The organism is Rhodobacter maris, from assembly GCF_900217815.1.
GTDB lineage: Bacteria > Pseudomonadota > Alphaproteobacteria > Rhodobacterales > Rhodobacteraceae > Rhodobacter > Rhodobacter maris.
Map to the genome: position 1 here is coordinate 718,481 of NZ_OBMT01000001.1, position 20,172 is coordinate 738,652.

General features: G+C 64.5%; 25 protein-coding genes. 10 read left to right on the top strand and 15 right to left on the bottom strand.

All coding sequences use genetic code 11. From position 1 onward, the window contains the following. Positions 1–37 precede the first annotated feature (37 nt). The 7 genes from CRO22_RS03445 to CRO22_RS03475 are packed head-to-tail and all read left to right on the top strand — an operon-like array spanning position 38 to position 5,408. Positions 38–739, top strand: a complete 702-nt coding sequence (locus tag CRO22_RS03445) for a response regulator transcription factor (RefSeq protein ID WP_097068673.1) — start codon at positions 38–40, stop codon at positions 737–739. Continuing rightward, positions 736–2,481, top strand: a complete 1,746-nt coding sequence (locus CRO22_RS03450; protein ID WP_097068674.1) for a stimulus-sensing domain-containing protein — start codon at positions 736–738, stop codon at positions 2,479–2,481. The genes CRO22_RS03445 and CRO22_RS03450 overlap by 4 nt, the downstream gene beginning before the upstream one ends. 3 nt (positions 2,482–2,484) lie before the next feature. Beyond that, positions 2,485–2,907, top strand: a complete 423-nt coding sequence (locus CRO22_RS03455) for an HPr kinase/phosphorylase (RefSeq protein WP_097068675.1) — start codon at positions 2,485–2,487, stop codon at positions 2,905–2,907. 29 nt (positions 2,908–2,936) lie between these two features. Then, positions 2,937–3,857, top strand: coding sequence for an RNase adapter RapZ (gene rapZ / locus CRO22_RS03460; protein ID WP_097068676.1), 921 nt, complete (start codon positions 2,937–2,939; stop codon positions 3,855–3,857). After that, positions 3,854–4,255, top strand: coding sequence for a PTS sugar transporter subunit IIA (locus CRO22_RS03465; protein WP_097068677.1), 402 nt, complete (start codon positions 3,854–3,856; stop codon positions 4,253–4,255). Before rapZ ends, CRO22_RS03465 begins: the two co-directional genes overlap by 4 nt. Continuing rightward, positions 4,252–4,524: an HPr family phosphocarrier protein gene (locus tag CRO22_RS03470; protein WP_176518526.1), complete on the top strand. Its 273-nt coding sequence runs from the start codon at positions 4,252–4,254 to the stop codon at positions 4,522–4,524. The genes CRO22_RS03465 and CRO22_RS03470 overlap by 4 nt, the downstream gene beginning before the upstream one ends. A gap of 23 nt (positions 4,525–4,547) precedes the next feature. After that, the gene (locus tag CRO22_RS03475) at positions 4,548–5,408 is read left to right on the top strand and encodes a lysophospholipid acyltransferase family protein (RefSeq protein WP_097068882.1); all 861 of its coding nucleotides are present in this window, start codon (positions 4,548–4,550) and stop codon (positions 5,406–5,408) included. On the opposite strand, the gene CRO22_RS03480 is transcribed toward CRO22_RS03475, so the two are convergent. Further along, positions 5,405–5,818 carry a GNAT family N-acetyltransferase gene (locus CRO22_RS03480; RefSeq protein WP_097068679.1) on the bottom strand — a complete coding sequence of 138 codons (414 nt, stop codon included), beginning with the start codon at positions 5,816–5,818 and terminating at the stop codon, positions 5,405–5,407. The two genes, CRO22_RS03475 and CRO22_RS03480, sit on opposite strands and share 4 nt — an antisense overlap. After that, positions 5,815–6,954 (bottom strand): succinyl-diaminopimelate desuccinylase, encoded by a 1,140-nt coding sequence (gene dapE, locus CRO22_RS03485; protein ID WP_097068680.1) that lies wholly within the window; start codon positions 6,952–6,954, stop codon positions 5,815–5,817. Before dapE ends, CRO22_RS03480 begins: the two co-directional genes overlap by 4 nt. Positions 6,955–7,164: 210 nt before the next feature. Between dapE and CRO22_RS03490 the strand changes: the two genes are divergently transcribed. Both CRO22_RS03490 and CRO22_RS03495 read left to right on the top strand, forming a co-directional pair. Beyond that, positions 7,165–8,808 carry an acyl-CoA dehydrogenase family protein gene (locus CRO22_RS03490; protein ID WP_097068681.1) on the top strand — a complete coding sequence of 548 codons (1,644 nt, stop codon included), beginning with the start codon at positions 7,165–7,167 and terminating at the stop codon, positions 8,806–8,808. Between the two features lie 94 nt (positions 8,809–8,902). Further along, the gene (locus CRO22_RS03495) at positions 8,903–9,406 is read left to right on the top strand and encodes a GNAT family N-acetyltransferase (RefSeq protein WP_097068682.1); all 504 of its coding nucleotides are present in this window, start codon (positions 8,903–8,905) and stop codon (positions 9,404–9,406) included. On the opposite strand, the gene recO is transcribed toward CRO22_RS03495, so the two are convergent. The 11 genes from recO to folK all read right to left on the bottom strand — a co-directional run bounded on the left by recO (position 9,397) and on the right by folK (position 18,209). Then, a complete protein-coding gene (gene recO, locus CRO22_RS03500) occupies positions 9,397–10,119 on the bottom strand; it encodes a DNA repair protein RecO (protein ID WP_097068683.1) in 723 nt (240 codons plus the stop codon). The genes CRO22_RS03495 and recO overlap by 10 nt on opposite strands. 87 nt (positions 10,120–10,206) lie before the next feature. Beyond that, positions 10,207–10,542, bottom strand: coding sequence for a DUF1491 family protein (locus CRO22_RS03505; RefSeq protein ID WP_097068684.1), 336 nt, complete (start codon positions 10,540–10,542; stop codon positions 10,207–10,209). Beyond that, positions 10,539–11,456, bottom strand: coding sequence for a GTPase Era (era, locus tag CRO22_RS03510; RefSeq protein ID WP_097068685.1), 918 nt, complete (start codon positions 11,454–11,456; stop codon positions 10,539–10,541). Before era ends, CRO22_RS03505 begins: the two co-directional genes overlap by 4 nt. A gap of 73 nt (positions 11,457–11,529) precedes the next feature. After that, positions 11,530–12,213 (bottom strand): ribonuclease III, encoded by a 684-nt coding sequence (gene rnc, locus CRO22_RS03515; protein ID WP_097068686.1) that lies wholly within the window; start codon positions 12,211–12,213, stop codon positions 11,530–11,532. Continuing rightward, positions 12,210–13,007, bottom strand: coding sequence for a signal peptidase I (gene lepB, locus CRO22_RS03520; protein WP_097068687.1), 798 nt, complete (start codon positions 13,005–13,007; stop codon positions 12,210–12,212). Before lepB ends, rnc begins: the two co-directional genes overlap by 4 nt. Positions 13,008–13,073: 66 nt before the next feature. Further along, complete coding sequence (gene acpS, locus CRO22_RS03525; protein WP_097068688.1) at positions 13,074–13,475, bottom strand: holo-ACP synthase; 402 nt, start codon at positions 13,473–13,475, stop codon at positions 13,074–13,076. A gap of 10 nt (positions 13,476–13,485) precedes the next feature. Continuing rightward, positions 13,486–14,229, bottom strand: a complete 744-nt coding sequence (locus CRO22_RS03530; protein ID WP_097068689.1) for a pyridoxine 5'-phosphate synthase — start codon at positions 14,227–14,229, stop codon at positions 13,486–13,488. A gap of 63 nt (positions 14,230–14,292) precedes the next feature. Continuing rightward, a complete protein-coding gene (locus CRO22_RS03535; RefSeq protein WP_097068690.1) occupies positions 14,293–15,045 on the bottom strand; it encodes a DUF2062 domain-containing protein in 753 nt (250 codons plus the stop codon). Between the two features lie 15 nt (positions 15,046–15,060). After that, positions 15,061–17,178 carry a RelA/SpoT family protein gene (locus tag CRO22_RS03540; protein WP_097068691.1) on the bottom strand — a complete coding sequence of 706 codons (2,118 nt, stop codon included), beginning with the start codon at positions 17,176–17,178 and terminating at the stop codon, positions 15,061–15,063. A gap of 24 nt (positions 17,179–17,202) precedes the next feature. Continuing rightward, positions 17,203–17,556: a DNA-directed RNA polymerase subunit omega gene (rpoZ, locus tag CRO22_RS03545; protein WP_097068692.1), complete on the bottom strand. Its 354-nt coding sequence runs from the start codon at positions 17,554–17,556 to the stop codon at positions 17,203–17,205. A gap of 35 nt (positions 17,557–17,591) precedes the next feature. Then, complete coding sequence (gene folK / locus CRO22_RS03550; protein ID WP_097068693.1) at positions 17,592–18,209, bottom strand: 2-amino-4-hydroxy-6-hydroxymethyldihydropteridine diphosphokinase; 618 nt, start codon at positions 18,207–18,209, stop codon at positions 17,592–17,594. A 134-nt stretch (positions 18,210–18,343) separates the two neighbouring features. Between folK and CRO22_RS03555 the strand changes: the two genes are divergently transcribed. Then, a complete protein-coding gene (locus tag CRO22_RS03555; RefSeq protein ID WP_097068694.1) occupies positions 18,344–18,910 on the top strand; it encodes a LabA-like NYN domain-containing protein in 567 nt (188 codons plus the stop codon). Positions 18,911–18,993: 83 nt separating this feature from the next. Here CRO22_RS03555 and CRO22_RS03560 read toward each other — a convergent pair whose 3' ends face one another. Together CRO22_RS03560 and CRO22_RS03565 are read right to left on the bottom strand one after the other, a co-directional pair. Next, positions 18,994–19,647: a pseudouridine synthase gene (locus tag CRO22_RS03560; protein ID WP_097068695.1), complete on the bottom strand. Its 654-nt coding sequence runs from the start codon at positions 19,645–19,647 to the stop codon at positions 18,994–18,996. A gap of 31 nt (positions 19,648–19,678) precedes the next feature. After that, positions 19,679–20,134 carry a GAF domain-containing protein gene (locus tag CRO22_RS03565; RefSeq protein ID WP_097068883.1) on the bottom strand — a complete coding sequence of 152 codons (456 nt, stop codon included), beginning with the start codon at positions 20,132–20,134 and terminating at the stop codon, positions 19,679–19,681. Positions 20,135–20,172 lie beyond the last annotated feature (38 nt).

Sequence of the window (20,172 nt, forward strand, 5' to 3'; positions counted from 1 at the left end):
ATCAAAAAACAAATGCGACGAAGTGAGGGTGCAGGACATGTCGAGGATCGCACTGGTCGATGACGACCGCAACATTTTGACTTCCGTGTCGATGACACTCGAGGCGGAAGGGTATGAGGTGGAGACCTACAACGACGGTCAGGCCGCGCTCGAAGCTTTCAACAAGCGGCTGCCCGATATGGCGGTGCTCGACATCAAGATGCCGCGCATGGATGGCATGGAGCTTTTGCAACGGCTCCGCCAGAAGACCGCGATCCCGGTGATTTTCCTGACCTCCAAGGATGACGAGATCGACGAGGTGCTCGGCCTGCGCATGGGCGCCGACGATTATGTGAAAAAGCCCTTCAGTCAGCGGCTTCTGGTGGAACGCATCCGCGCGCTTCTGCGTCGACAGGAAGTGATCTCCACCGGCGAGGTGGCGACCACCGAAGAGACCAAGGTGATCGTGCGCGGCTCGTTGACGATGGATCCGCTGCGCCATTCGGTGACCTGGAAGGGCATGGAAGTGACGCTGACGGTGACCGAGTTCCTGCTCCTGCAGGCACTCGCACAGCGGCCCGGTTTCGTGAAGAGCCGCGATCAATTGATGGATGTCGCCTATGACGATCAGGTCTATGTCGACGACCGCACGATCGACAGCCACATCAAGCGACTGCGCAAGAAGATGCGCACGGTCGACGATAATTTCAGCGCCATCGAGACGCTGTATGGCATCGGCTACCGATACAACGAAGAATGACCATTGCCGGGCATATGGAGGCTGGTGGTGCGCGCGTGAGACGGCCCGCGAAATCCGAGACGGATGTGGTCCTCGGCGAGGACTGGGAAAGCCCGCAGGGGGCCGTCGATGCCGATCTCGTGCGCGGGCGGGCAAAACGCGGCTTCATCTCGCTCAACCATTCGCCGCTGGCGCGCAAGATCATCACTTTCAACCTGCTTGCCATGGTGGTCATGGTAGCGGGGGTGCTCTATCTCAATCCGTTCCGCGACAGCCTCGTGTTCCAGCGGGAAAGCGCGATCGTCAGCGAGGCGGAACTTGTCGCCGATGTCTTCGAGGCGCGGATGCCCGCGGCGGCGCCGGTCAATCTCGCCGCCGGAGACGGCATCGACGTGGCCGAGGCGATGCGCGGCATCGAACTGCCCGAGGGCGCGACGATCTTTGTCTTCGATGCGGCGGGCAATCTATTGGCCGATTCCGACGCGGTGGGCTCGGCCCCGCGCCAGCGCGTCGAGGGGCTCGGAATCGACGCACGCTCGACGATGATCACCGATCTGCTCAATCGCGCCTGGGAATGGGCGGCTTCTCTGCTGCACCGCGAGAGCGACGGCTCGCCGCAGCTCGATACTCGCCGCATCGCCGAGGGGCTGGTGACGCAGGTCGAGAAGGGCAAGACCGTAATGACCACGAGCCGAAATCCGGCCGGGGCGACGATCTTCTCGGTTGCGACCGGGCTTTATCACAACGGAACCAGAGTCGGCACGGTGGCAATGACCTCGGCGGCGGGCGAGATCGACAAGCTCGTGCGGGTCGAGCGCGAACAGGTGCTGCAGATGTTCGTGGTGGCGATCATCGTCTCGATCGGGCTGAGCCTCGTGCTCGCCTCGACTATCGCCAACCCGCTCTCCGACCTCGCTTCCGCGGCCGAGATCGGGCGCGACCGGCACTCGCACAAGCTCGCCCCCGGGCGGATCCGCATTCCCGACCTGACCGCCCGCCCCGACGAGATCGGCCGCCTTTCGGGCGCGCTGCGCGGCATGGTGGCGGCGCTTTACGACCGCATCGATGCGAACGAGCAATTCGCCGCCGATGTCTCGCATGAAATCAAGAACCCGCTCGCCAGCCTGCGCTCGGCGGTGGCTTCGCTCCATGTCGTCAAACGTGACGACCAACGCACAAGATTGCTCGAGGTGATCGATCATGACGTCAAGAGGCTGGACCGGCTGGTGAGTGACATTTCCAATGCATCGCGGCTCGACAGCGAACTCGTGAAAGAAGAAGAAGAAGAAAGCTTCGATCTGCTCAAGATGCTCGGCAATCTTGGCCAGTATCTCGGGGAGCAGGCGGCCGAAAATGGCGTCGATTTCATCACCGACCTGCCGGCGGAGCCGATCCGTATCACCGGTCTCGAGCAACGCCTCGCACAGGTTTTCGTGAACCTCATCACCAATGCGATCAGCTTCTGCGAAGATGGAGACGCAGTCCGCGTCTGGGCCCGCAAACGCGAGAACCGCGTGCTCGTGGTGGTGGAAGACACCGGCCCCGGCATCCCCGAAGAGGCGCTGACCAAAGTGTTCAAGCGCTTCTATTCGCAACGCCCCGAGGGCCAGTTCGGCGACCATTCAGGCCTTGGTCTCGCGATCTCGAAGCAGATCGTCGAGGCACATGGCGGGGTGATCTGGGCCGAAAACATCCGCCCCACCGATGCCGACATCACTTCCGAGCCGCTTGGTGCGCGGTTCGTGGTCGGCCTGCCGGTCTGAGCCTTGACGGGCGAGACGCTGCATGCCTCCGCGGTTGCGCTGACGCCCGAACGTGGCGTGCTGATCCTCGGCCCTTCCGGGTCTGGCAAATCGAGCCTTGCCTTGCGGCTGATGGCCTTTGGCGCCACGCTCGTTGCCGATGACCGGGTGCTGCTTTCCTCCGGGTCCGGCACTCTGGTCGCGCGTGCGCCGGAGCCGATCCGGGGATTGATCGAGGCTCGGGGGGCGGGCCTCCTGCGGGCACAGCCCCTTGACGCTGCGCGGATCGTGCTCGCCGTCGACATGGGGCGGGAGGAAACGGAGCGGTTGCCGCCCGAACGCTCCCTCACGCTGTTGGGATACAGCCTGCCCCTTGTGCTGCGACTGCAACATGGTCATCTTGAGGTGACAATCCTGCAATGGCTCAAGGCCGGGAGAGCGATGTGACCGAGACAGGTCCGCAGCCGCCGCACGTAATGCTGCCCGAGGGCGCCGCGTCTGCCGAGCCGGAAACCCGGCTCGTACTTGTCACCGGGCCCTCGGGCGCGGGCCGCACAACCGCAATTACCGCCCTTGAAGACCTTGGCTACGAGGTGATCGACAACCTCCCCTTCAGCCTCGTGCCGCGACTCCTTGAGGCACCCCTGCCCCGGCCGATGGCGCTCGGCATCGACGTGCGCAACCGCGACTTTTCCGCCGCCGCGCTGATCGAACTGATCGACCGGCTGACGCGCACGCCCGGGCTGCGGCTCGAAGTGCTTTATATGGACGCAAGCCCTGAAACGCTGATCCGCCGCTACTCGGAGACCCGCCGCCGCCATCCGCTCTCGCCCGAAGCGCAACCGCTGACCGGGATCGAACAGGAAATCGACCTGCTGGTGCCGATCCGGATGCGCGCCGATGTGCTGATTGACACCTCGGCAATGAGCCCCCACGAAGCCCGGGCCGAGGTCGGAAGCTGGTTCGACATGGGCAAGATCGCCCGGCTTGCGGTTTCGGTGCACAGCTTCAGCTACAAGCGCGGCACACCGCGCGGGCTCGACATGATGTTTGATTGCCGGTTCCTGACGAATCCCCATTGGGTCGCTGCGCTGCGCCCGTTCACCGGGCTCGATCCGGCGGTGGCGGCTCATGTTGCGACCGATCCGCGCTATGAGGAATTCCTCTCAAAGGTGTGCGGCCTGCTGCTCTTTCAACTTCCGGCCCATATTGAGGAAGGCAAGGCCCATCTCGCTGTCGGCTTTGGTTGTACCGGCGGGCAACACCGCTCGGTCGTCGTGACGGAAGCGGTGGCCAAGACCCTTGCGCAGGCGGGCTGGCAAGTGTCTAAACGGCACAGGGAACTCGAGCGGCGGGCGCAGGCCCAGCCGGCAACACAAGAGGCAAACGGCGCGTGATCGGAATCGTGATCGTGGCACATGGTGGTCTGGCGCGGGAATATCTCGCGGCGGTCGAGCATGTTGTGGGCCCGCAGGAGGGCATCCGCGCGATCACCATAGAGGACGACCATGACCGTGCTGCGAAACAGGCCGAGATTCGGGCCGCCGCCGATGCGGTCGACAAGGGCGATGGCGTGGTCGTGGTGACCGACATGTTCGGCGGATCGCCCTCCAACCTGAGCCTGATGGCCTGCGAGGCGGGCGGGCGCGAGATCATTTATGGCGCCAATCTGCCGCTGCTGATCAAGCTTGCGAAATCGCGCAGCCTCGGTGTTCATGCTGCCGTCGAGGCCTCGCTCGATGCGGGGCGCAAATACATCAACTGCTATTCCACCGGCGGAGCTTCGGCGAAGTGAGCGTCTCCAGGGTCTTGAAGATCGTCAACGAAAAGGGCCTGCATGCGCGGGCCTCGGCGCGGTTCGTCGAGGTCGTCGAGGCGCATGACGCGCGCGCCGAGGTGGAAAAGGACGGCATGAAAGTATCAGGCGACTCGATCATGGGTCTTCTGATGCTGGCAGCATCACGCGGCACCTCGATCGAGGTGACCACGTTCGGGACAGAAGCCGAAGCGCTGGCCGAAGCCCTCGCCACATTGGTGGCGGACCGCTTTGGCGAAGAGATGTGAGCCGCAAGGCAAAGGGGTTCGGAGTGAACGTAGAGGGGCGCCCTATCGCGCAGGCAGAGGAGCCAAAACCCTATGACAAGGGGCGGCTTTCCTATGCAGGAACTTTCACCAATCCGTGGAAGGCAAACACGATCCGCGCGATCGAATGGCTGACTGCGAAGTGGAAGCTCCTGCGGCTGATCCGCAAGTTCGAGCGCCGCGGCGCGCCCTTCGGCCAGCCGTTCTGGCCGCAGGCGCTTGAGATCATGGGGGTCGAGGTCACCACCCCCCCCGAGCAAATCGCGCGCATTCCGAAAACCGGCCCGCTCGTGGTGGTGGCGAACCACCCGCACGGGCTCGTAGACGGCATGGTGCTCGCCTATCTGATCGGGCAGGTGCGGACCGATTACAAGATCCTCACCCGCTCGCTCCTGACCGGCATTCCCGAGATTGCCGAGTTCATGCTGCCGGTGCCCTTCCCTCATGAACCCAATGCACAGGAAGACAGCCTGAAGATGCGCGCCGAATGTATGGCCACGCTGAAGGCGGGCGGTGTGATTGTGCTCTTCCCGGCGGGGGCCGTGGCCCATTCAGAAACCTTCTTCGGCACGCCGATCGAGGGCGAATGGAACCCGTTCACGGCGAAAATGCTGGCGCGTTCCGGCGCTTCGGTGCTGCCGATCTATTTTCCGGGGCGCAATTCGCAGGCCTATCAGATTGCCAACAAGCTTTCGGCCACGATACGGCAAGGCTTGCTGCTCTACGAGATCCGGCGCGCGCTCAACAAGCCGCAAAGCCCGGTGATCGGCCCCGCAAAATCGGCCGAGGAGATTGCCGCAGCGCTCAAGCATCCGCGCCAGTTCCTTGCCGATCTGCGCGCCGAAACGCTGAACCTGCGCGGTTAAAGCGCCCGCTCCATGTCGCAATGCGGGATCCCCGCATCGTCATAGACCGGGCCGATGGCCGCGAAGCCAAGCCCCTCGTAAAACCCCATCGCCTGCACCTGTGCGCCAAGGCGCACGCGGGTGCAGCCGCGCGCCTTGAGCCGCGCGCAGCCCTCAAGGATCAGCGCCCGGCCAAGCCCGGTGCCGCGCGCGCTTTTTGCCACGCAGACCCGGCCGATCTTGCCCAAATCTCCCCGCACGAACAGCCGCGCCGTGCCGAGCGGGGTCTCGCCGTCAAGCGCCAGCAGGTGCACCGCCTCGGCGTCGAGGTCATCCCACTCCTCGGCCTCAGGCACGCCCTGTTCTTCGATGAACACCGCGCGACGCAGCGCATGGGGCGCGGCCAGATCCGTCGTCTCGACAATGATCATGCGAAATAGTCGCGCAAGATGCGGGTGTAGATCCGCTTGAGCGCCTCAATCTGGCTCACCTCGACGCGCTCGTCGACCTGATGCATGGTCTTGCCGACAAGGCCGAATTCCAGAACCGGGCAATGATCCTTGATGAAGCGGGCATCCGAGGTGCCGCCGGTGGTGGAAAGCTCGGGCACCACCCCGGTTTCGCTCACGATGGCGCGGCTCACCAGCGAGACGAATTCACCCGGCGGGGTCAGGAAGCTCTCGCCGGAAACCTCGGTCTTCAGCGCGAAGCTAACGCCTGTCTGCCCTGTCAGATCGGTCATGAGCCCCCGCGCCCAACTCTCGATCGTTTCCGAGCTGTGAGCGTCGTTGAAACGGATGTTCACTGTCGCCCGCGCCTTCGCCGGGATCACGTTATTGGCCGGGTTGCCGCAATCGATGGTGGTGATCTGCAGCGTCGAGGGTTCGAAATGCTGGGTGCCGCGATCGAGCGGCTGCGCCGTCATCCGGCCGAGCAGCGCCACCAGAGCATGGAGCGGATTGCGCGCCCGGTGCGGATAGGCCGAATGACCCTGCACCCCCTCGGCCTCGATATAGAAGGTCATCGAGCCGCGTCGGCCGATCTTCATCATCTGGCCGAGCTGGTCAGGGCAGGTCGGCTCGCCCACGAGGCAGACCGACATCGCCTCGCCTTCCGCCGCCATCCAGTCCAGAAGCGCGCGGGTGCCATCCTTGCCCAGCCCTTCCTCATCGCCGGTGATGGCGAGCACGATCGCCCCTTCGGGCGGGGTTGCGCGGACAAAATCCACCGCCGCTGCGACAAAGGCGGCCACGCCCGTTTTCATATCGGTGGCGCCGCGGCCCCAAAGCACGCCGTCGATGATCTCGCCGTCGAAAGGATCATGCGTCCAGGCCGCCGCATCCCCCACCGGCACCACATCGGTATGGCCGTTGAAGCCGAAGGTCTTGCCTCCCTTCTCACCCCAGCGCGCGAACAGGTTTGGCACGCCGCCGCGGTCGACCCGGGTGCAGGCGAACCCTGCAGCGCTCAGCACGCTTTCCAGCAAGACAAGCGCACCGCCCTCCTTGGGGGTGACAGACGGGCAGCGGATCAGATCGGCGCTCAGGGCAACGGCATCGGTGGTCATGGGCAAGTCCTCTTTTGCCAAGGCTTAGCCCTGCAGGCGGGCGCTTGCAACGCTACCGGCACGGCGGCGGACGGGGCATACACTTTTGCGCGCGACACATTAGAACACATTTATTGCCTCTTGCGAATTTTTATTGCGCTGCACCTGCAAAATGCCTAAGCACACTGCAACCGCAACAACCGCGCCGAATCCGGGCGCCATGGGGCTGACATGAAAGATACGATCCTCTCTGCCGACCTGCTTGCCCTCACCGGCGCGGCGCTCCCCGAGATTGCCGCGCTCACCGCCGAGGCGACGGCCGGGCTCAGGGAAAAGGTGAGCCGTGGCGGCAAAGTGTCGAATGCCGCCCTCGAGGAAGACCAGTTTGCCGCCCATGCGCTTGCCTGGCTCGCGACCTATAACCAGTCGCTCATTCAGCTCAACGGCTGGGCCACGCGGGTGGCCGAGGCCGGTCAGTTCGGCGAGATGGAAAAGCTGATCCTGCAGATCGGCTTTGGCGAATACCTCAACCAGATCGCCGGTGGCATCCCGATGAGCCAGGGCGAAACCGCGCGCCTCTCCGACCTCGGCGTGAGCTGGGCCCCGTCGGAAGCGGCACGCCAGCTGATGGCCGAGGGCAACACGCCTGCCGCGCGCAAGGCGCTCGTCGCGCTGATGCAGGAGAACCACGGCCGCGCCCTCTTTGGCGCCTCCGGGCTCGAGGAAGAGCTCGAGATGATCCGCGACCAGTTCCACCGCTATGCCGAGGAACGGGTGATCCCGAATGCGCATGAATGGCACCTGAAGGACGAGCTCATTCCGATGGAGATCATCGAAGAGCTGGCCGAGCTTGGCGTCTTTGGCCTGACGATCCCGGAAGAATATGGCGGGCTCGGCCTCTCGAAAGCCTCGATGGTCGTTGTGACCGAAGAGCTGTCGCGCGGCTATATCGGCGTTGGCTCGCTTGGCACGCGCTCCGAAATTGCCGCCGAGCTGATCATCTGCGGCGGCACCGAAGAGCAAAAGCAAAAGTGGCTGCCGGGGCTCGCTTCGGGCGAGATCCTCTCCACCGCCGTGTTCACCGAACCGAACACCGGCTCGGATCTGGGCTCGCTGCGCACCCGCGCGGTGAAAGACGGCGAGGATTGGGTGATCACCGGCAACAAGACCTGGATCACCCATGCCCAGCGCACCCATGTGATGACGCTTTTGGCCCGGACCGAGCCCGAAACGACCGACTGGCGCGGCCTCTCGATGTTTTTGGCCGAAAAGACCCCCGGCACCGACGACAATCCCTTCCCGACGCCGGGCATGACCGGCGGCGAGATCGAGGTTCTGGGCTACCGCGGCATGAAGGAATACGAGCTTGGCTTTGACGGGTTCCAGGTGAAGGGCGAGAACCTGCTTGGCGGCGAGACCGGCAAGGGCTTCAAGCAGTTGATGGAGACCTTTGAATCCGCGCGCATTCAAACCGCGGCGCGCGCCGTCGGTGTGGCGCAGGCGGCCTGCGAGATCGGCATGCGCTATGCGATCGACCGCAAGCAGTTCGGCAAGTCGCTGATCGAATTTCCCCGCGTTTCCGGTAAGCTGGCGATGATGGCGGTGGAAATCATGATCGCGCGCCAGCTCACCTATTTCTCCGCCTGGGAGAAGGATCACGGCCACCGCTGCGACGTCGAAGCGGGGATGGCGAAGCTTCTGGGCGCCCGCGTCGCCTGGGCGGCCTCGGACAATGCGCTGCAAATCCATGGCGGCAATGGTTTTGCGCTGGAATACACGATCTCGCGCATTCTGTGCGATGCGCGCATCCTCAATATCTTCGAGGGCGCGGCAGAGATTCAAGCGCAGGTGATCGCGCGCCGCCTGCTCGGCTGAACGGGCTGAAAGGTGTCAGGCGGGGCCGTTTGCGGCCCCGTTTTGCATTGCGCCGGGCGGGGCATCGGGCAATCTGGCGCCAAAGGAGCCCCCGATGATCAGACACGCCACCCCCCTTGATGCCGCAGCCATTGCCGCGATCTACAATGCCGCCGTGCGCGAGACGACCGCGATCTGGAACGAGGTCGAGGTCGATGCGGAGAACCGTGTCGCCTGGATGAACGCGCGCGCCGCGGAGGGCTTTCCGGTGTTGGTGGTGGAGGAAGAGGGCAGCATCTGCGGCTATGCGAGTTATGGCCCTTTCCGCGCCTTTGACGGTTATCGCGCGACGGTCGAGCATTCGGTCTATGTTCGGGCGGATAAACGCGGCGGCGGGCGGGGTCGCGCACTTTTGACGGCGGTGATCGACCATGCCCGCACGGCCGGGCGGCATGTCATGGTGGCGGCAATCGAGGCGGGCAATGCGCCTTCGATCGCGCTGCATGAAAAGCTCGGCTTTGCGCGGGTGGGCGTGATGGCGCAGGTGGGCCAGAAATTCGGCCGCTGGCTCGATCTGGCGCTCTTGCAATTGGTGCTGGACGACCGGCCTCAGCCCTGACGGGCAATGGCGGCCATCAGCCGGTGGCGCGCCTCGGGCAGCGGACGGCGGCCATGATCCGCCGCGAAGCGAGCGAGAAAATGGCCGGTGAGATCGAGCCCCTGCCCGATTTCGCCCCAAGTTGCCGGGCCTTGCCCCAAAAGGCACAAAGGCAGGGGCAAGAGCCGCGGCGCCCAGTCTCCCGCGCCCGCCCGGCTCACCGCACGGCCCGAGCGGGGCGAGACGAAGGCAAGGTCGTCACGCGTGCCGGTGACGGCGCAGCGGCTCAGATCAAGCCCCGAGCCCAGCTCTTCCAAGAGCGCCATTTCCCAATGCAGGTAATCAACGACCCATCCCTCGGCGGCCTCTCCGATCACGCCGAAAAGCGGCTCGGTTGCCGCATAAAGCCTTGGATGCGGGTCGCGCTCGGCCAGACAAACGCTCAAAAGCGCGCAGACCGCATTGAGCCCCATCAGCGCGAGCCGGTCCGAGAGCGCGCCCGCGCGCGAGGCGACAGGCTCGACAGTAAAGGTGCCGAGCTGATCTTCGAGCCGCGCCCGCCAGCCAAGCACCACATGGCCGCCGGGCATCAGCGTCGCTGCCATCTTGCGCGAGCCCCCGCCCCGCACCACGCCAAGGTGGCGCCCATGGCTGGCGGTGAACACCTCGATTATGGCCGAGCTTTCGCCCTGCGGGCGGGTCGAAAGGATGGTGCCGCTGTCTTGCCAGTCCATGAGTGCCCGTAACCAAGGCCGGGGGGCTGTCTGCCCCCCGGACCCCCCGAGGATATTTGAGGCAAGATGAAAGGGGAAGGAGGGAGGTCAGTCCTTCAGGCCGTCTTCGTCCAGCAGCGTGCGGCCGTGGCGGGCTTCGAGTTCGATCACCCAGAGGTCGGGGTCAAAGCGACGCTGCTTGCGGATGCTCTCATCCACCTCTGCCTCGGAGCCTTCGGTGAGCACCGTCCACGCTTCGCTGTCGGTCATCAGATCAAAGCGGCGGGTGTAGAGCTTTGCCTGCCCGTCCATGGTCGCGCATTTGACCATGACCTCGCCGCTGTCGGGCTGCCCCCTCGCCGCGATATAGGCGGGGATATTGTTCAGTTCCAACCGCTTGAGATAGGCCCGCACCCAAAGCTCGGCGCGCAGACGGGGGGTCATGCGGAATTGCCGTCCTTGAAGTCGAGGCCCATTTCCGAATAGCGCTCGGCCTCTTCCTGCCAGTTCTCGCGCACTTTCACCTGCAGGAAGAGATGCACCGGGCGGCCCATGAACTCGGCCAGATCGTGGCGCGCGGCGGTGGAGATCGCCTTGATCGTCTCGCCGCCCTTGCCGAGCACGATGCCCTTGTGACCGTCGCGGCTGACATAGATGATCTGGTCGATGCGCGCCGAGCCGTCGGGGCGGTCTTCCCAACGCTCGGTCTCGACGGTGAGCTGATAGGGAAGCTCTTCATGCAACCGCAGTGTCAGCTTTTCGCGCGTGACCTCGGCGGCGATCATCCGCATCGGCAGATCGGCGATCTGATCTTCCGGATAATACCAGGGCCCGACGGGCAGCTCGCCCGCGAGCCAGTCGCGCAGGTCATCGACCCCGTAGCCGCGCTCGGCCGAGATCATGAAGGTCTTCACGAACGGGTATTCGGCATTGGCCTTCTCGGTGAGGTCCAGAAGCCGCTCCGCCTTCACCTTGTCGATCTTGTTGATCGCAAGCGCGACGGGCTGCGCCCCCTCGCGCGCCTTCAGTGCCTCGAGGATCGCCAGCACGCCATCGGTGAGGCCGCGATGCGCCTCGATCAGCAGCACGACGATATCGGCATCCGCGGCGCCGCCCCAGGCGGCCGTCACCATCGCGCGGTCGAGCCGGCGGCGGGGCCGGAAAATGCCGGGCGTATCGACAAACACGATCTGGCTCTGCCCCGCCATGCACACACCGCGAATGCGGGCGCGCGTCGTCTGCACCTTGTGGGTGACGATCGAGACCTTGGCGCCGACCATCGTGTTGAGCAGCGTCGATTTGCCGGCATTCGGCTCGCCGATCAGGGCAACGAAGCCCGCGCGGGTGGTTTCGGTCATCTGGACTCCTGAACTTTGCGCCGCAATAGTCGATTTCGCCCCGCGAGGCCAGCCTGAAGCGAAAGGGCCGAGTTCAGAGCGTTTCTAGCCGGGCGAGCAGCGCTTTTGCCGCCGCCTGTTCGGCCTGACGCTTGGAGCCAGCCTTTGCCTCCGCGCTCTCGCCCGAATCGAGCACCACCGCGATGCGGAACTGCGGCGCATGGTCGGGCCCCTCGCGGCCCAGCGTCTCGTAGCGCGGCGGGCTCATGCCGCGCGCCTGCGCCCATTCCTGCAGCGCGGTCTTTGCGTCGCGCGCATCCTGCTCGACGGCATCGATCCGGTCCCCCCAGAGCCGCAGCACCAGCGCCCGCGCCACCTCGAACCCGGCATCGAGATAGACCGCGGCAATCACCGCTTCCATCGCATCGCCCAAGAGCGCTTCCTTGCGCCGCCCGCCCGACATCATCTCGGAGCGCCCCAGCTTGAGCACGGCGCCAAGGTCGATCTCGCGCGCCACCGCGGCGCAGGTTTCCTTGCGCACGAGCGCGTTGAAGCGCGGTGCGAGCTGGCCCTCGGAGGCGGCCCGATCCGCCCGGAACAGCGCCTCCGCCATCGAAAGCCCGAGCACCCGGTCGCCCAGAAATTCGAGCCGTTGGTTGTCGGGGCGGGTGGGCGAGCCGAGCGAGGAATGGGTGAGCGCGCGCAAAAGGATCTCGGGCGCCGCGAACTGGTGCCCGAGCCGGTCCATGAAGGCAGAAATATCTGCCGAAAGCTTCATTCGATCGCCTTGAAGAAGCGGTCCATCCGCCATGTCCAGATGTAGAAGAGCGACTTGCCGGCGGAAGAGAACATCACCCTGTCGGCGCGGCCGATCAGGTTTGCCGCCGGCACGAAGCCGACGCCGCCAATGCTCTGCGGAAAGCGGCTGTCCTCGGAATTGTCGCGGTTGTCGCCCATCATGAAATACTGGCCTTCGGGCACGACAAAGACCGGCGTATCGTCGGCAGGGCCGTCATTCACGATGTTGAGAATGTGATGACGCACGCCATTGGGAAGCGTCTCGATCTGGCGCGGCTTGACGCAATCCGCCCCCTCGCCCACCGGCGCATTGGCGCAGCGCGGCAGCCCGCCCTGCGGGCCCTGCGGTGCGTAGGTCTCGGCAAACTGGCCGCCATCCTCAAGCTTCACGGGCTCGCCGTTGATGTGGAGCACACCCTTGATCATCTGGATCCGGTCGCCCGGCAGGCCGATCAGCCGCTTGATGAAATCAACGTTCTTGGTGGGGTGGCGAAACACCACCACGTCGCCGCGTTCGGGTTCAGAGGCAAAGAGCCGCCCCTCGATCGGGCAGGGCGAAAAGCCGGGCGAGGCGAAGGGGCAGGAATAGCGCGAATAGCCATAGGCCATCTTGTTGACGAACAGGAAATCGCCAATCAGCAGCGTGTCCTTCATCGAGCCCGAGGGAATCCAGAACGGCTGGAAGAAGAGGGTGCGGAAGATCCCGGCGATCAGGAGCGCCCAGAACAGGGTCCGGATGGTTTCGCCGACGCCGCCTTCGGATTTGCTGGCCATGCTCTGCCTCTTGAAAAAACCTCGCCTTCCTTGGCCCGTCGCGGAGCGCAAGTCAAGGAAGGGGCGTCAGGGAAGCGGACGCGCCTCGATCACGACAAAGGCCTGCGCCCAGGGATGATCGTCGGTGAGCGTGACATGGACGATCGCTTCATGGCCCGGCGGCGTCATCTCGGCGAGCCGCTCGGCGGCCCAGCCCGAAAGCGCCATCACCGGCTGGCCGGTGGGCAGGTTCGTGACCGCCATGTCCTTCCAGGCGATGCCCATGCGCAGACCGGTGCCAAGCGCTTTGGAACAGGCCTCTTTTGCCGCCCAGCGCTTGGCATAGGTGCCGGGCGTATCGGCGCGCCGTTCCGCTTTGGCGATTTCTACCGGCGTGAAAACACGATTGCGAAACCGGTCACCGAATCGCTCCAGCGTGGCGGCAATGCGCTCGATATTGGCCAGATCGGTGCCGATCCCGAGGATCATCCGCGCCTCGTCACGCCCGGGCTGCGTCCATCCGCCGCCGCATCTCGTCAATCGCCGCGCCGAGCCCCATGAACACCGCCTCGGCAATCAGCGCATGGCCGATGTTGAGTTCGGCAATTTCGGGAATCGCGGCAATCGGCGCCACCGTCTCGAAGGTGAGGCCATGGCCCGCATGCACCTCCAGCCCGAGGCTCGCGGCGAGCTTCGCGGCTTTTTGCAAGGCGGCAAGCTCGGCATCGCGCTCGGCGACTTTGCCCGCGTAATGCAGATCGCAGTAATGGCCCGTGTGCAGCTCCACCACCGCCGCGCCAATCGCCGCGGAGGCCTCGATCTGCCGGGGCTGATGCCCCACGAACATCGAGACCCGCGCACCGGCCTGTCGCAAGGGCGTGATGAAGGCGGTGAGCCGTGCCTGATCGCCCGCAACATCGAGCCCGCCTTCGGTGGTGCGCTCCTGCCGCTTCTCGGGCACGAGGCAGATGGCATGCGGCTTCGTGGCGAGCGCGATGCGCCCCATCTCCTCGGTGGCCGCCATCTCGAAATTGAGCGGGATCTTCAGACCCTTCTTCAGCTCGGTCATATCGGTATCGCGAATGTGGCGGCGGTCTTCGCGCAGATGCGCCGTGATTCCGTCGGCCCCGGCCTCTTGCGCCAGAAGCGCCGCGCGCAGCGGGCTCGGATAGGCCGTACCGCGCGCATTGCGCAGCGTGGCTACGTGATCGATGTTGACGCCAAGGCGGATCGAGCGGGTCATGAAAGCCTCCGGGGTGGTTGGCGCCACTATGCCCAAAGCCCGCGGCAGAGGGAAGATCTCCGCTCAGCCCCTGCCCGGTTCGTGATCGCGCCCGGCACGATTTTTGATCGCGCCCCCCCCGACCTCACCCTGCGGCATCAATGCCCCCTCGGGCGCGCCTTCAAGCGGCTCTTCTCCTGCACTCTTGCGCGGCGGCAGCTTCGCCTTGAGCTTGGCCAGGCGTGCTTTCAGCTTCAACTTGCGGGCATGCTGATAGGCGGTCACCAGCGGCAGCGCGATATAATAGCCGATCAGCCCCGCGACGATCCCCGGGATCAGCCCGCCAAGCAGATAGGGCAGGAAGATGTCGAGAAAGAAATCCTTCATGCCTCCCCATTGCGTCGGTTCGGCGGTGAAGACGGCAATCAGATTGTGGCGCGTGTCGACGAAGGCTTGTGCAAAGATGTCGAGCAGGCCGTCGGAATGGCTCGCGTCGTAATGCTCGCCCAGCATCCAGTGCCCAAGCTTGATCGACGTGAGCGCGATCAGCGGGAAAGTCAGCGGGTTGCCCACGAGCGTGGCAAAGAGCGAGGCGAGCACATTGCCGCGCATCAGCTTGGCCAGCAGCGCCGCCGCCACCAGATGCACGCCGAAGAACGGCGTGAAGGAGACGAAGATCCCGGCGAAGACGCCGCGCGCGATCCTGTGCGGCGGGTCGGGCAGGCGGTTCAGGCGCAGCCGGATATAGGTGAAGGCCCGCGCCCAGCCCCCGCGCGGCCAGAGCGAATCGCGCAATGTGGCGCCAAAGCTTCGCTTGTCTCGCCGTTTGAAAACCACGTTTGCCTTCCGTCCTCAGGGCTTGCGCGAGAGATCCCGCCAGCGTTCCACCTGCGCCACATCCGTCTCGGCCTCAAGCGCCGTCAACAGCCGGTGCAGATGTTCCGCGTCGCGTAACTCGACTTCTACGACAAGCGAGTAAAAGTCCGGTTTGCGGTCGATGAAATTCAGATCGGAAATATTCGCCCTTTGCGCGCCGATCAGCGTGCAGATATGGCCGAGCACCCCGGCATCGTTGGAGATCGTGATCTTGAGCGAGACGGAATAGGCGGGCGGGTGGCTCCCTTCCTGCCAGTGCAGATCGACCCAGCGCGCGGGCTGAGCCTCGAATTCCTCGAGTGCGGGACAGTCGATGGCATGGATCACCACGCCCTGACCACGATAGGTGATGCCCACGATCCGCTCGCCCGGCAGCGGCTGGCAACAGGCAGCGCGGCGGAAGCTCGTGTCCGCGCCGAGGCCAATCACCGCGCGGCTTGGCTCGATCGTCTCGGGGCCGCGATGGGCAAGCTCGGGGTAAAGCGTCTCCACCACTTCGCGCGCCATGATCTCGGCCGAGCCGAGACGCGCGAGCAACTCGGTTTCGTCCGGCAGGCCCATCGTTTTCGCCGCGGTGCGCAGGGCCTTGTCGGAAACCTTCCGGCCAACATGCTCAAAGGCAACGCGGGCAAGCTCCGCCCCCAGCTTGACGAAGCGGGTGCGATCTTCCTCCCGCAGGCTCTTGCGGATCGAGGCCTTGGCACGGCCCGTCGCCACAATGTCAAGCCAGGTCGGCTGCGGGCGTTGCCCGGCGGCGGTGATCACCTCGACCGACTGGCCGTTCTTCAGCCGGGTCCAGAGCGGCACACGGATGCCATCCACCTTGGCGCCGACGCAGGAATTGCCGATCCGCGTGTGGATCGCATAGGCAAAGTCGATCGGGGTCGCGCCCTTGGGCAGCTTGATCACATCGCCCTTCGGTGTGAAGCAGAACACCTGATCGGAATACATCTCGAGCTTGACGTTCTCGAGGAATTCCTCGTGATCGCCCTCGCCAAAACGCTCATTCAGGGATTTCAACCATTTCGCCGGATCGACGGCAAAGGGGTTCACCGCGCGCTCGCCGTCGCGGTAAGACCAATGCGCCGCCACCCCCGCCTCGGCCACCTCGTGCATCTGCCTCGTGCGGATCTGCACCTCGACACGCTTGCCGTCGCGGCCGGACACGGTGGTGTGGATCGAGCGGTAGCCGTTCGATTTCGGCTGGGAAATGTAATCCTTGAAGCGGCCCGGCACCGAGCGCCAGCGCTGATGGATCAGGCCAAGGACCGTATAACAATCAGCCACGTTGCGGGTGATGACACGGAAACCGTAGATGTCGGAAAGCCTTGAGAAGGTGAGGCTTTTTTCCTCCATCTTGCGCCAGATCGAATAGGGGCGCTTGGCTCGGCCGAAAACATCGGCCTCGATGCCCGCCTTTTCCAGCTCAATGCGGATATCGGCGGTGATCTTGGAGATCACATCGCCCGATTCCTTTTGCAGCGATACGAAGCGGCGGATGATCGAGGTGCGCGCCTCGTGGTTGAGCACCTTGAAGGCGAGGTCTTCGAGTTCCTCGCGCATCCATTGCATGCCCATCCGGCCCGCAAGCGGCGCATAGATCTCCATCGTCTCGCGCGCCTTCTGCGCCTGCTTCTCCGGCTTCATGGAGCGGATCGTGCGCATGTTGTGCAGCCGGTCGGCGAGCTTGACGAGAATCACCCGCAGATCCTTCGACATCGCCATGAAAAGCTTGCGGAAGTTCTCCGCCTGCTTGGTCGCGTTCGAGCTCAGTTGCAGGTTGGTCAGCTTGGTCACGCCATCGACGAGTTCGGCGATATCGGTGCCAAACAGCGTCTCGACCTCGGTGAAGGTCGAGCGGGTATCTTCAATCGTGTCGTGCAAAAGCGCGGTGACGATGGTCGCATCGTCGAGCCGCTGCTCGGTCAGGATCGCGGCCACCGCGACGGGATGCGTAAAATAGGGTTCGCCCGAGTGGCGAAACTGCCCCTCGTGCATCTTCAAGCCATAGGCATAGGCGCGACGAATCAGGTCGTCATTGCAGCGCGGATTGTAGTTGCGAACGAGCGCGATCAGGTCTTCGACGTCGATCATCCGCGCTCGCTACCCCCCTGCGCCTCAGTCGCGGCCCTGCGCGTCCATCAGCGCGCGCAGCATGCGCTCTTCGTCCATGTCGTCGGCGCGCGGCCGGTCGATCTCGCCCGACATCAGCACGGCCATCGAATCTTCTTCGGGCTCGTCAACCTCGATCTGGGTCTGGTTGCTCTCGATCAGGCGCTCGCGCAGATCGTCGGCCAGCTGGGTTTCTTCCGCGATCTCGCGCAGAGCGACGACCGGGTTCTTGTCGTTGTCGCGGTCAACCGTGATCGGCGCGCCGGCAGCCACTTCACGGGCACGATGCGCCGCGAGCATCACCAGCTCGAAGCGGTTCGGAACCTTGTCAACGCAGTCTTCAACCGTCACGCGGGCCATGGGCAACTCCAGTAGAACGGGGAGGTGTGAACCGCCTACTTAGTCGGTTGATCTGCGCTTGACAAGCCGCCGATCCCGTCGACCGGCGTCAAAAACGGCTCGAGGGCGGCTTTTTCCCCCGGATCGAGGGCGGCGAGCATCCTCGCCACGCTGGCGCCTGTGACAGGATGGCGCCAGTTCGGCGCGATCTCCGCCAGTGGAACCAGCACGAAGGCCCGGTCTGCAAGGCGTGGATGCGGCAAGATCAGCCCTTCAGGGGCAATCTGGATCTGCCGTTCGAGCGGCAGCAGGCGCCATTCGGCCTCGGTCGCCGCATCGGGCAGCACCGCATCGCCCACGCCAAGAAGATCAAGGTCGATGCCGCGCGCCGCCCAGCGCGTGCTCCGCACCCGCCCCAGCGCGGCCTCGACCCGGTGAAGCGCCGCAAGGATCTCTTCCGGGCTGCCCGGCCCCGCAAGCCGTGCGCAGGCGTTGACGTAATCCGGACCGGAGCCGGCGGGAAAGGCGGGCGTGCGGTAGAACCGGCTCACCGCCAGAACCGCAAGGCTCGATTTGGCCAAAATCCCGAGTGCTTTCAGCAGGGTCTGCGCGGGCGTTCCGCCCGCTCCCGGAAGATTTGACCCTAAACCGATGAGAATCGTGTTATTATACATAAGGACAGATACCTTATCCACTCGGCGGTTGCTATGCAGGAACCTCAGGCGGTTTCTCTGGCGTATTGGTTAATCGTTTTCCGCGTCCACCACTCACGACCTGTCGCCGCGGGACCGATAGAAAGGACTTATTGATGTTTTACAAGGATGAACGCCTCGCCCTCTTTATAGACGGGTCAAACCTTTACGCTGCGGCGAAGGCACTCGGATTCGACATCGACTACAAGCTGCTTCGGCAGGAGTTCGAACGTCGGGGCAAGCTGGTGCGGGCCTTCTACTACACGGCGCTTCTGGAAAACGAGGAATACTCGCCCATCCGGCCGCTCGTCGACTGGCTGCACTACAACGGCTATGCGATGGTCACCAAGCCCGCCAAGGAATACACCGATTCGATGGGTCGGCGGAAGGTCAAGGGCAATATGGATATCGAGCTTGCGGTGAACGCGATGGAACTCGCGCCGCGGCTCGACCATGCGGTGCTGTTCTCGGGCGACGGCGATTTCCGTCCGCTCGTCGAGGCGCTGCAACGGATGGGGGTGCGGGTTTCCGTGGTCTCCACGATTCGCTCGCAACCGCCGATGATCGCCGACGAGCTGCGCCGCCAGGCCGACAACTTCATCGAGCTCGACGCGCTGCGCGATGTGATCGGCCGTCCGCCGCGTGAACCACGCGAGCCGGTGCCCGAAACCTCGGAAGCCTGAGATCCTTCACCACACGCGGAAAACGCAAGGGCGGCGGTTCACTCCCGTCGCCTTTTGTTTTGGAAACGGCGCGTTTATTCCTCTCAGAACGGACAAGGCGCGGTGAAGGTCATGAATTGCCCGCCGTCAGGATGGCGCAGGCGCAGGCTCTCGGCATGCAGCATCAGCCGCGGAAAATCGCGCGCCGGCCCATCGGCATAGAGCGGATCGCCCAGGATCGGATGGCCGAGCGACAGCATGTGAACCCGCAACTGATGGCTGCGCCCGGTCAGGGGCGTGAGCCGCACCCGCGTTGTGCCCTCGGGCTCATGGCGCAACACGCGCCAGTCGGTTTGTGCGGGCTTGCCGATCTCATGGTTCACATGCTGGCGCGGCCGGTTCGGCCAGTCGACGCAGAGCGGCAGATCGACCTGCCCCGCCTTCGGGTCCAGATGCCCCCAGAGCCGGGCGAGATAGTGCTTCTTAGTCTGCCGGTGCTCGAATTGCAGACCAAGATGGCGCTGCGCATGCGGCGTGAGGGCGAAGACGATCACCCCCGAGGTATCTGCGTCGAGCCGGTGCACGAGGAGCACCTGCGGAAACGCGCCCTTCAGCCGCTCGATCAGGCAATCGGCTTTGTGCGCACCCTTTCCCGGCACGGACAACAACCCCGACTGCTTGTCGACCACGAGGATCTCATGATCGGCATGCAGGATGCGGGGCGGCTCTGCGGGCGGGAAATAGGCGTGATCGCTCATGCCCTCCGCATGGCGCGGGTGCGGGGCGCCGTCAAGCCAGGCTGAACGTTGCCGCGAGAATCGCCTCAAGCGCGCGAGCATCCTCTTCGGTGAAGGCCGCGGGGGCGTTGCTGTCGATATCGAGCACACCGATGAGCCGCCCGCCCGCCCCGAAGACGGGAATCACCAGCTCCGATCGGGTCGAAGAGGAACAGGCGATATGGCCCGCAAACGCCTCGACATCGGCAACAAGCTGGGTGCGGCGCTCGCGCGCGGCCGCCCCGCAGACACCGCGGGAGAAGGGAATCACCAAACAGCCATGACCGCCCTGATAGGGGCCGATCTTCAGCACCCCGGGCTCGGTGACGCGGTAAAAACCGGTCCAGTCAAACCGATCATCGGCGTGATGGATTTCGCAGGCGAGCGTGGCCATCAGCGCCACCTCGTCGCTTTCCCCTGCGGTCAGGGCTTTGATGGTCCGGGAGAGGGTCTGGTAATCTGCGGGCATCTGGGCCGTCATTCTTTATGCTGGATACCGATTGGTAA

Excerpts from the sequence above, each read along its gene's own strand:
- CRO22_RS03445 (WP_097068673.1), top strand. The coding sequence starts at position 38 with ATGTCGAGGATCGCACTGGTCGATGACGACCGCAACATTTTGACTTCC.
- CRO22_RS03450 (WP_097068674.1), top strand. The coding sequence starts at position 736 with ATGACCATTGCCGGGCATATGGAGGCTGGTGGTGCGCGCGTGAGACGG.
- rapZ (WP_097068676.1), top strand. The coding sequence starts at position 2,937 with ATGCTGCCCGAGGGCGCCGCGTCTGCCGAGCCGGAAACCCGGCTCGTA.
- CRO22_RS03480 (WP_097068679.1), bottom strand. The coding sequence starts at position 5,818 with ATGATCATTGTCGAGACGACGGATCTGGCCGCGCCCCATGCGCTGCGT.
- dapE (WP_097068680.1), bottom strand. The coding sequence starts at position 6,954 with ATGACCACCGATGCCGTTGCCCTGAGCGCCGATCTGATCCGCTGCCCG.
- CRO22_RS03490 (WP_097068681.1), top strand. The coding sequence starts at position 7,165 with ATGAAAGATACGATCCTCTCTGCCGACCTGCTTGCCCTCACCGGCGCG.
- CRO22_RS03495 (WP_097068682.1), top strand. The coding sequence starts at position 8,903 with ATGATCAGACACGCCACCCCCCTTGATGCCGCAGCCATTGCCGCGATC.
- recO (WP_097068683.1), bottom strand. The coding sequence starts at position 10,119 with ATGGACTGGCAAGACAGCGGCACCATCCTTTCGACCCGCCCGCAGGGC.
- CRO22_RS03505 (WP_097068684.1), bottom strand. The coding sequence starts at position 10,542 with ATGACCCCCCGTCTGCGCGCCGAGCTTTGGGTGCGGGCCTATCTCAAG.
- era (WP_097068685.1), bottom strand. The coding sequence starts at position 11,456 with ATGACCGAAACCACCCGCGCGGGCTTCGTTGCCCTGATCGGCGAGCCG.
- rnc (WP_097068686.1), bottom strand. The coding sequence starts at position 12,213 with ATGAAGCTTTCGGCAGATATTTCTGCCTTCATGGACCGGCTCGGGCAC.
- lepB (WP_097068687.1), bottom strand. The coding sequence starts at position 13,007 with ATGGCCAGCAAATCCGAAGGCGGCGTCGGCGAAACCATCCGGACCCTG.
- acpS (WP_097068688.1), bottom strand. The coding sequence starts at position 13,475 with ATGATCCTCGGGATCGGCACCGATCTGGCCAATATCGAGCGCATTGCC.
- CRO22_RS03530 (WP_097068689.1), bottom strand. The coding sequence starts at position 14,229 with ATGACCCGCTCGATCCGCCTTGGCGTCAACATCGATCACGTAGCCACG.
- CRO22_RS03540 (WP_097068691.1), bottom strand. The coding sequence starts at position 17,178 with ATGATCGACGTCGAAGACCTGATCGCGCTCGTTCGCAACTACAATCCG.
- rpoZ (WP_097068692.1), bottom strand. The coding sequence starts at position 17,556 with ATGGCCCGCGTGACGGTTGAAGACTGCGTTGACAAGGTTCCGAACCGC.
- folK (WP_097068693.1), bottom strand. The coding sequence starts at position 18,209 with ATGTATAATAACACGATTCTCATCGGTTTAGGGTCAAATCTTCCGGGA.
- CRO22_RS03555 (WP_097068694.1), top strand. The coding sequence starts at position 18,344 with ATGTTTTACAAGGATGAACGCCTCGCCCTCTTTATAGACGGGTCAAAC.
- CRO22_RS03560 (WP_097068695.1), bottom strand. The coding sequence starts at position 19,647 with ATGAGCGATCACGCCTATTTCCCGCCCGCAGAGCCGCCCCGCATCCTG.
- CRO22_RS03565 (WP_097068883.1), bottom strand. The coding sequence starts at position 20,134 with ATGCCCGCAGATTACCAGACCCTCTCCCGGACCATCAAAGCCCTGACC.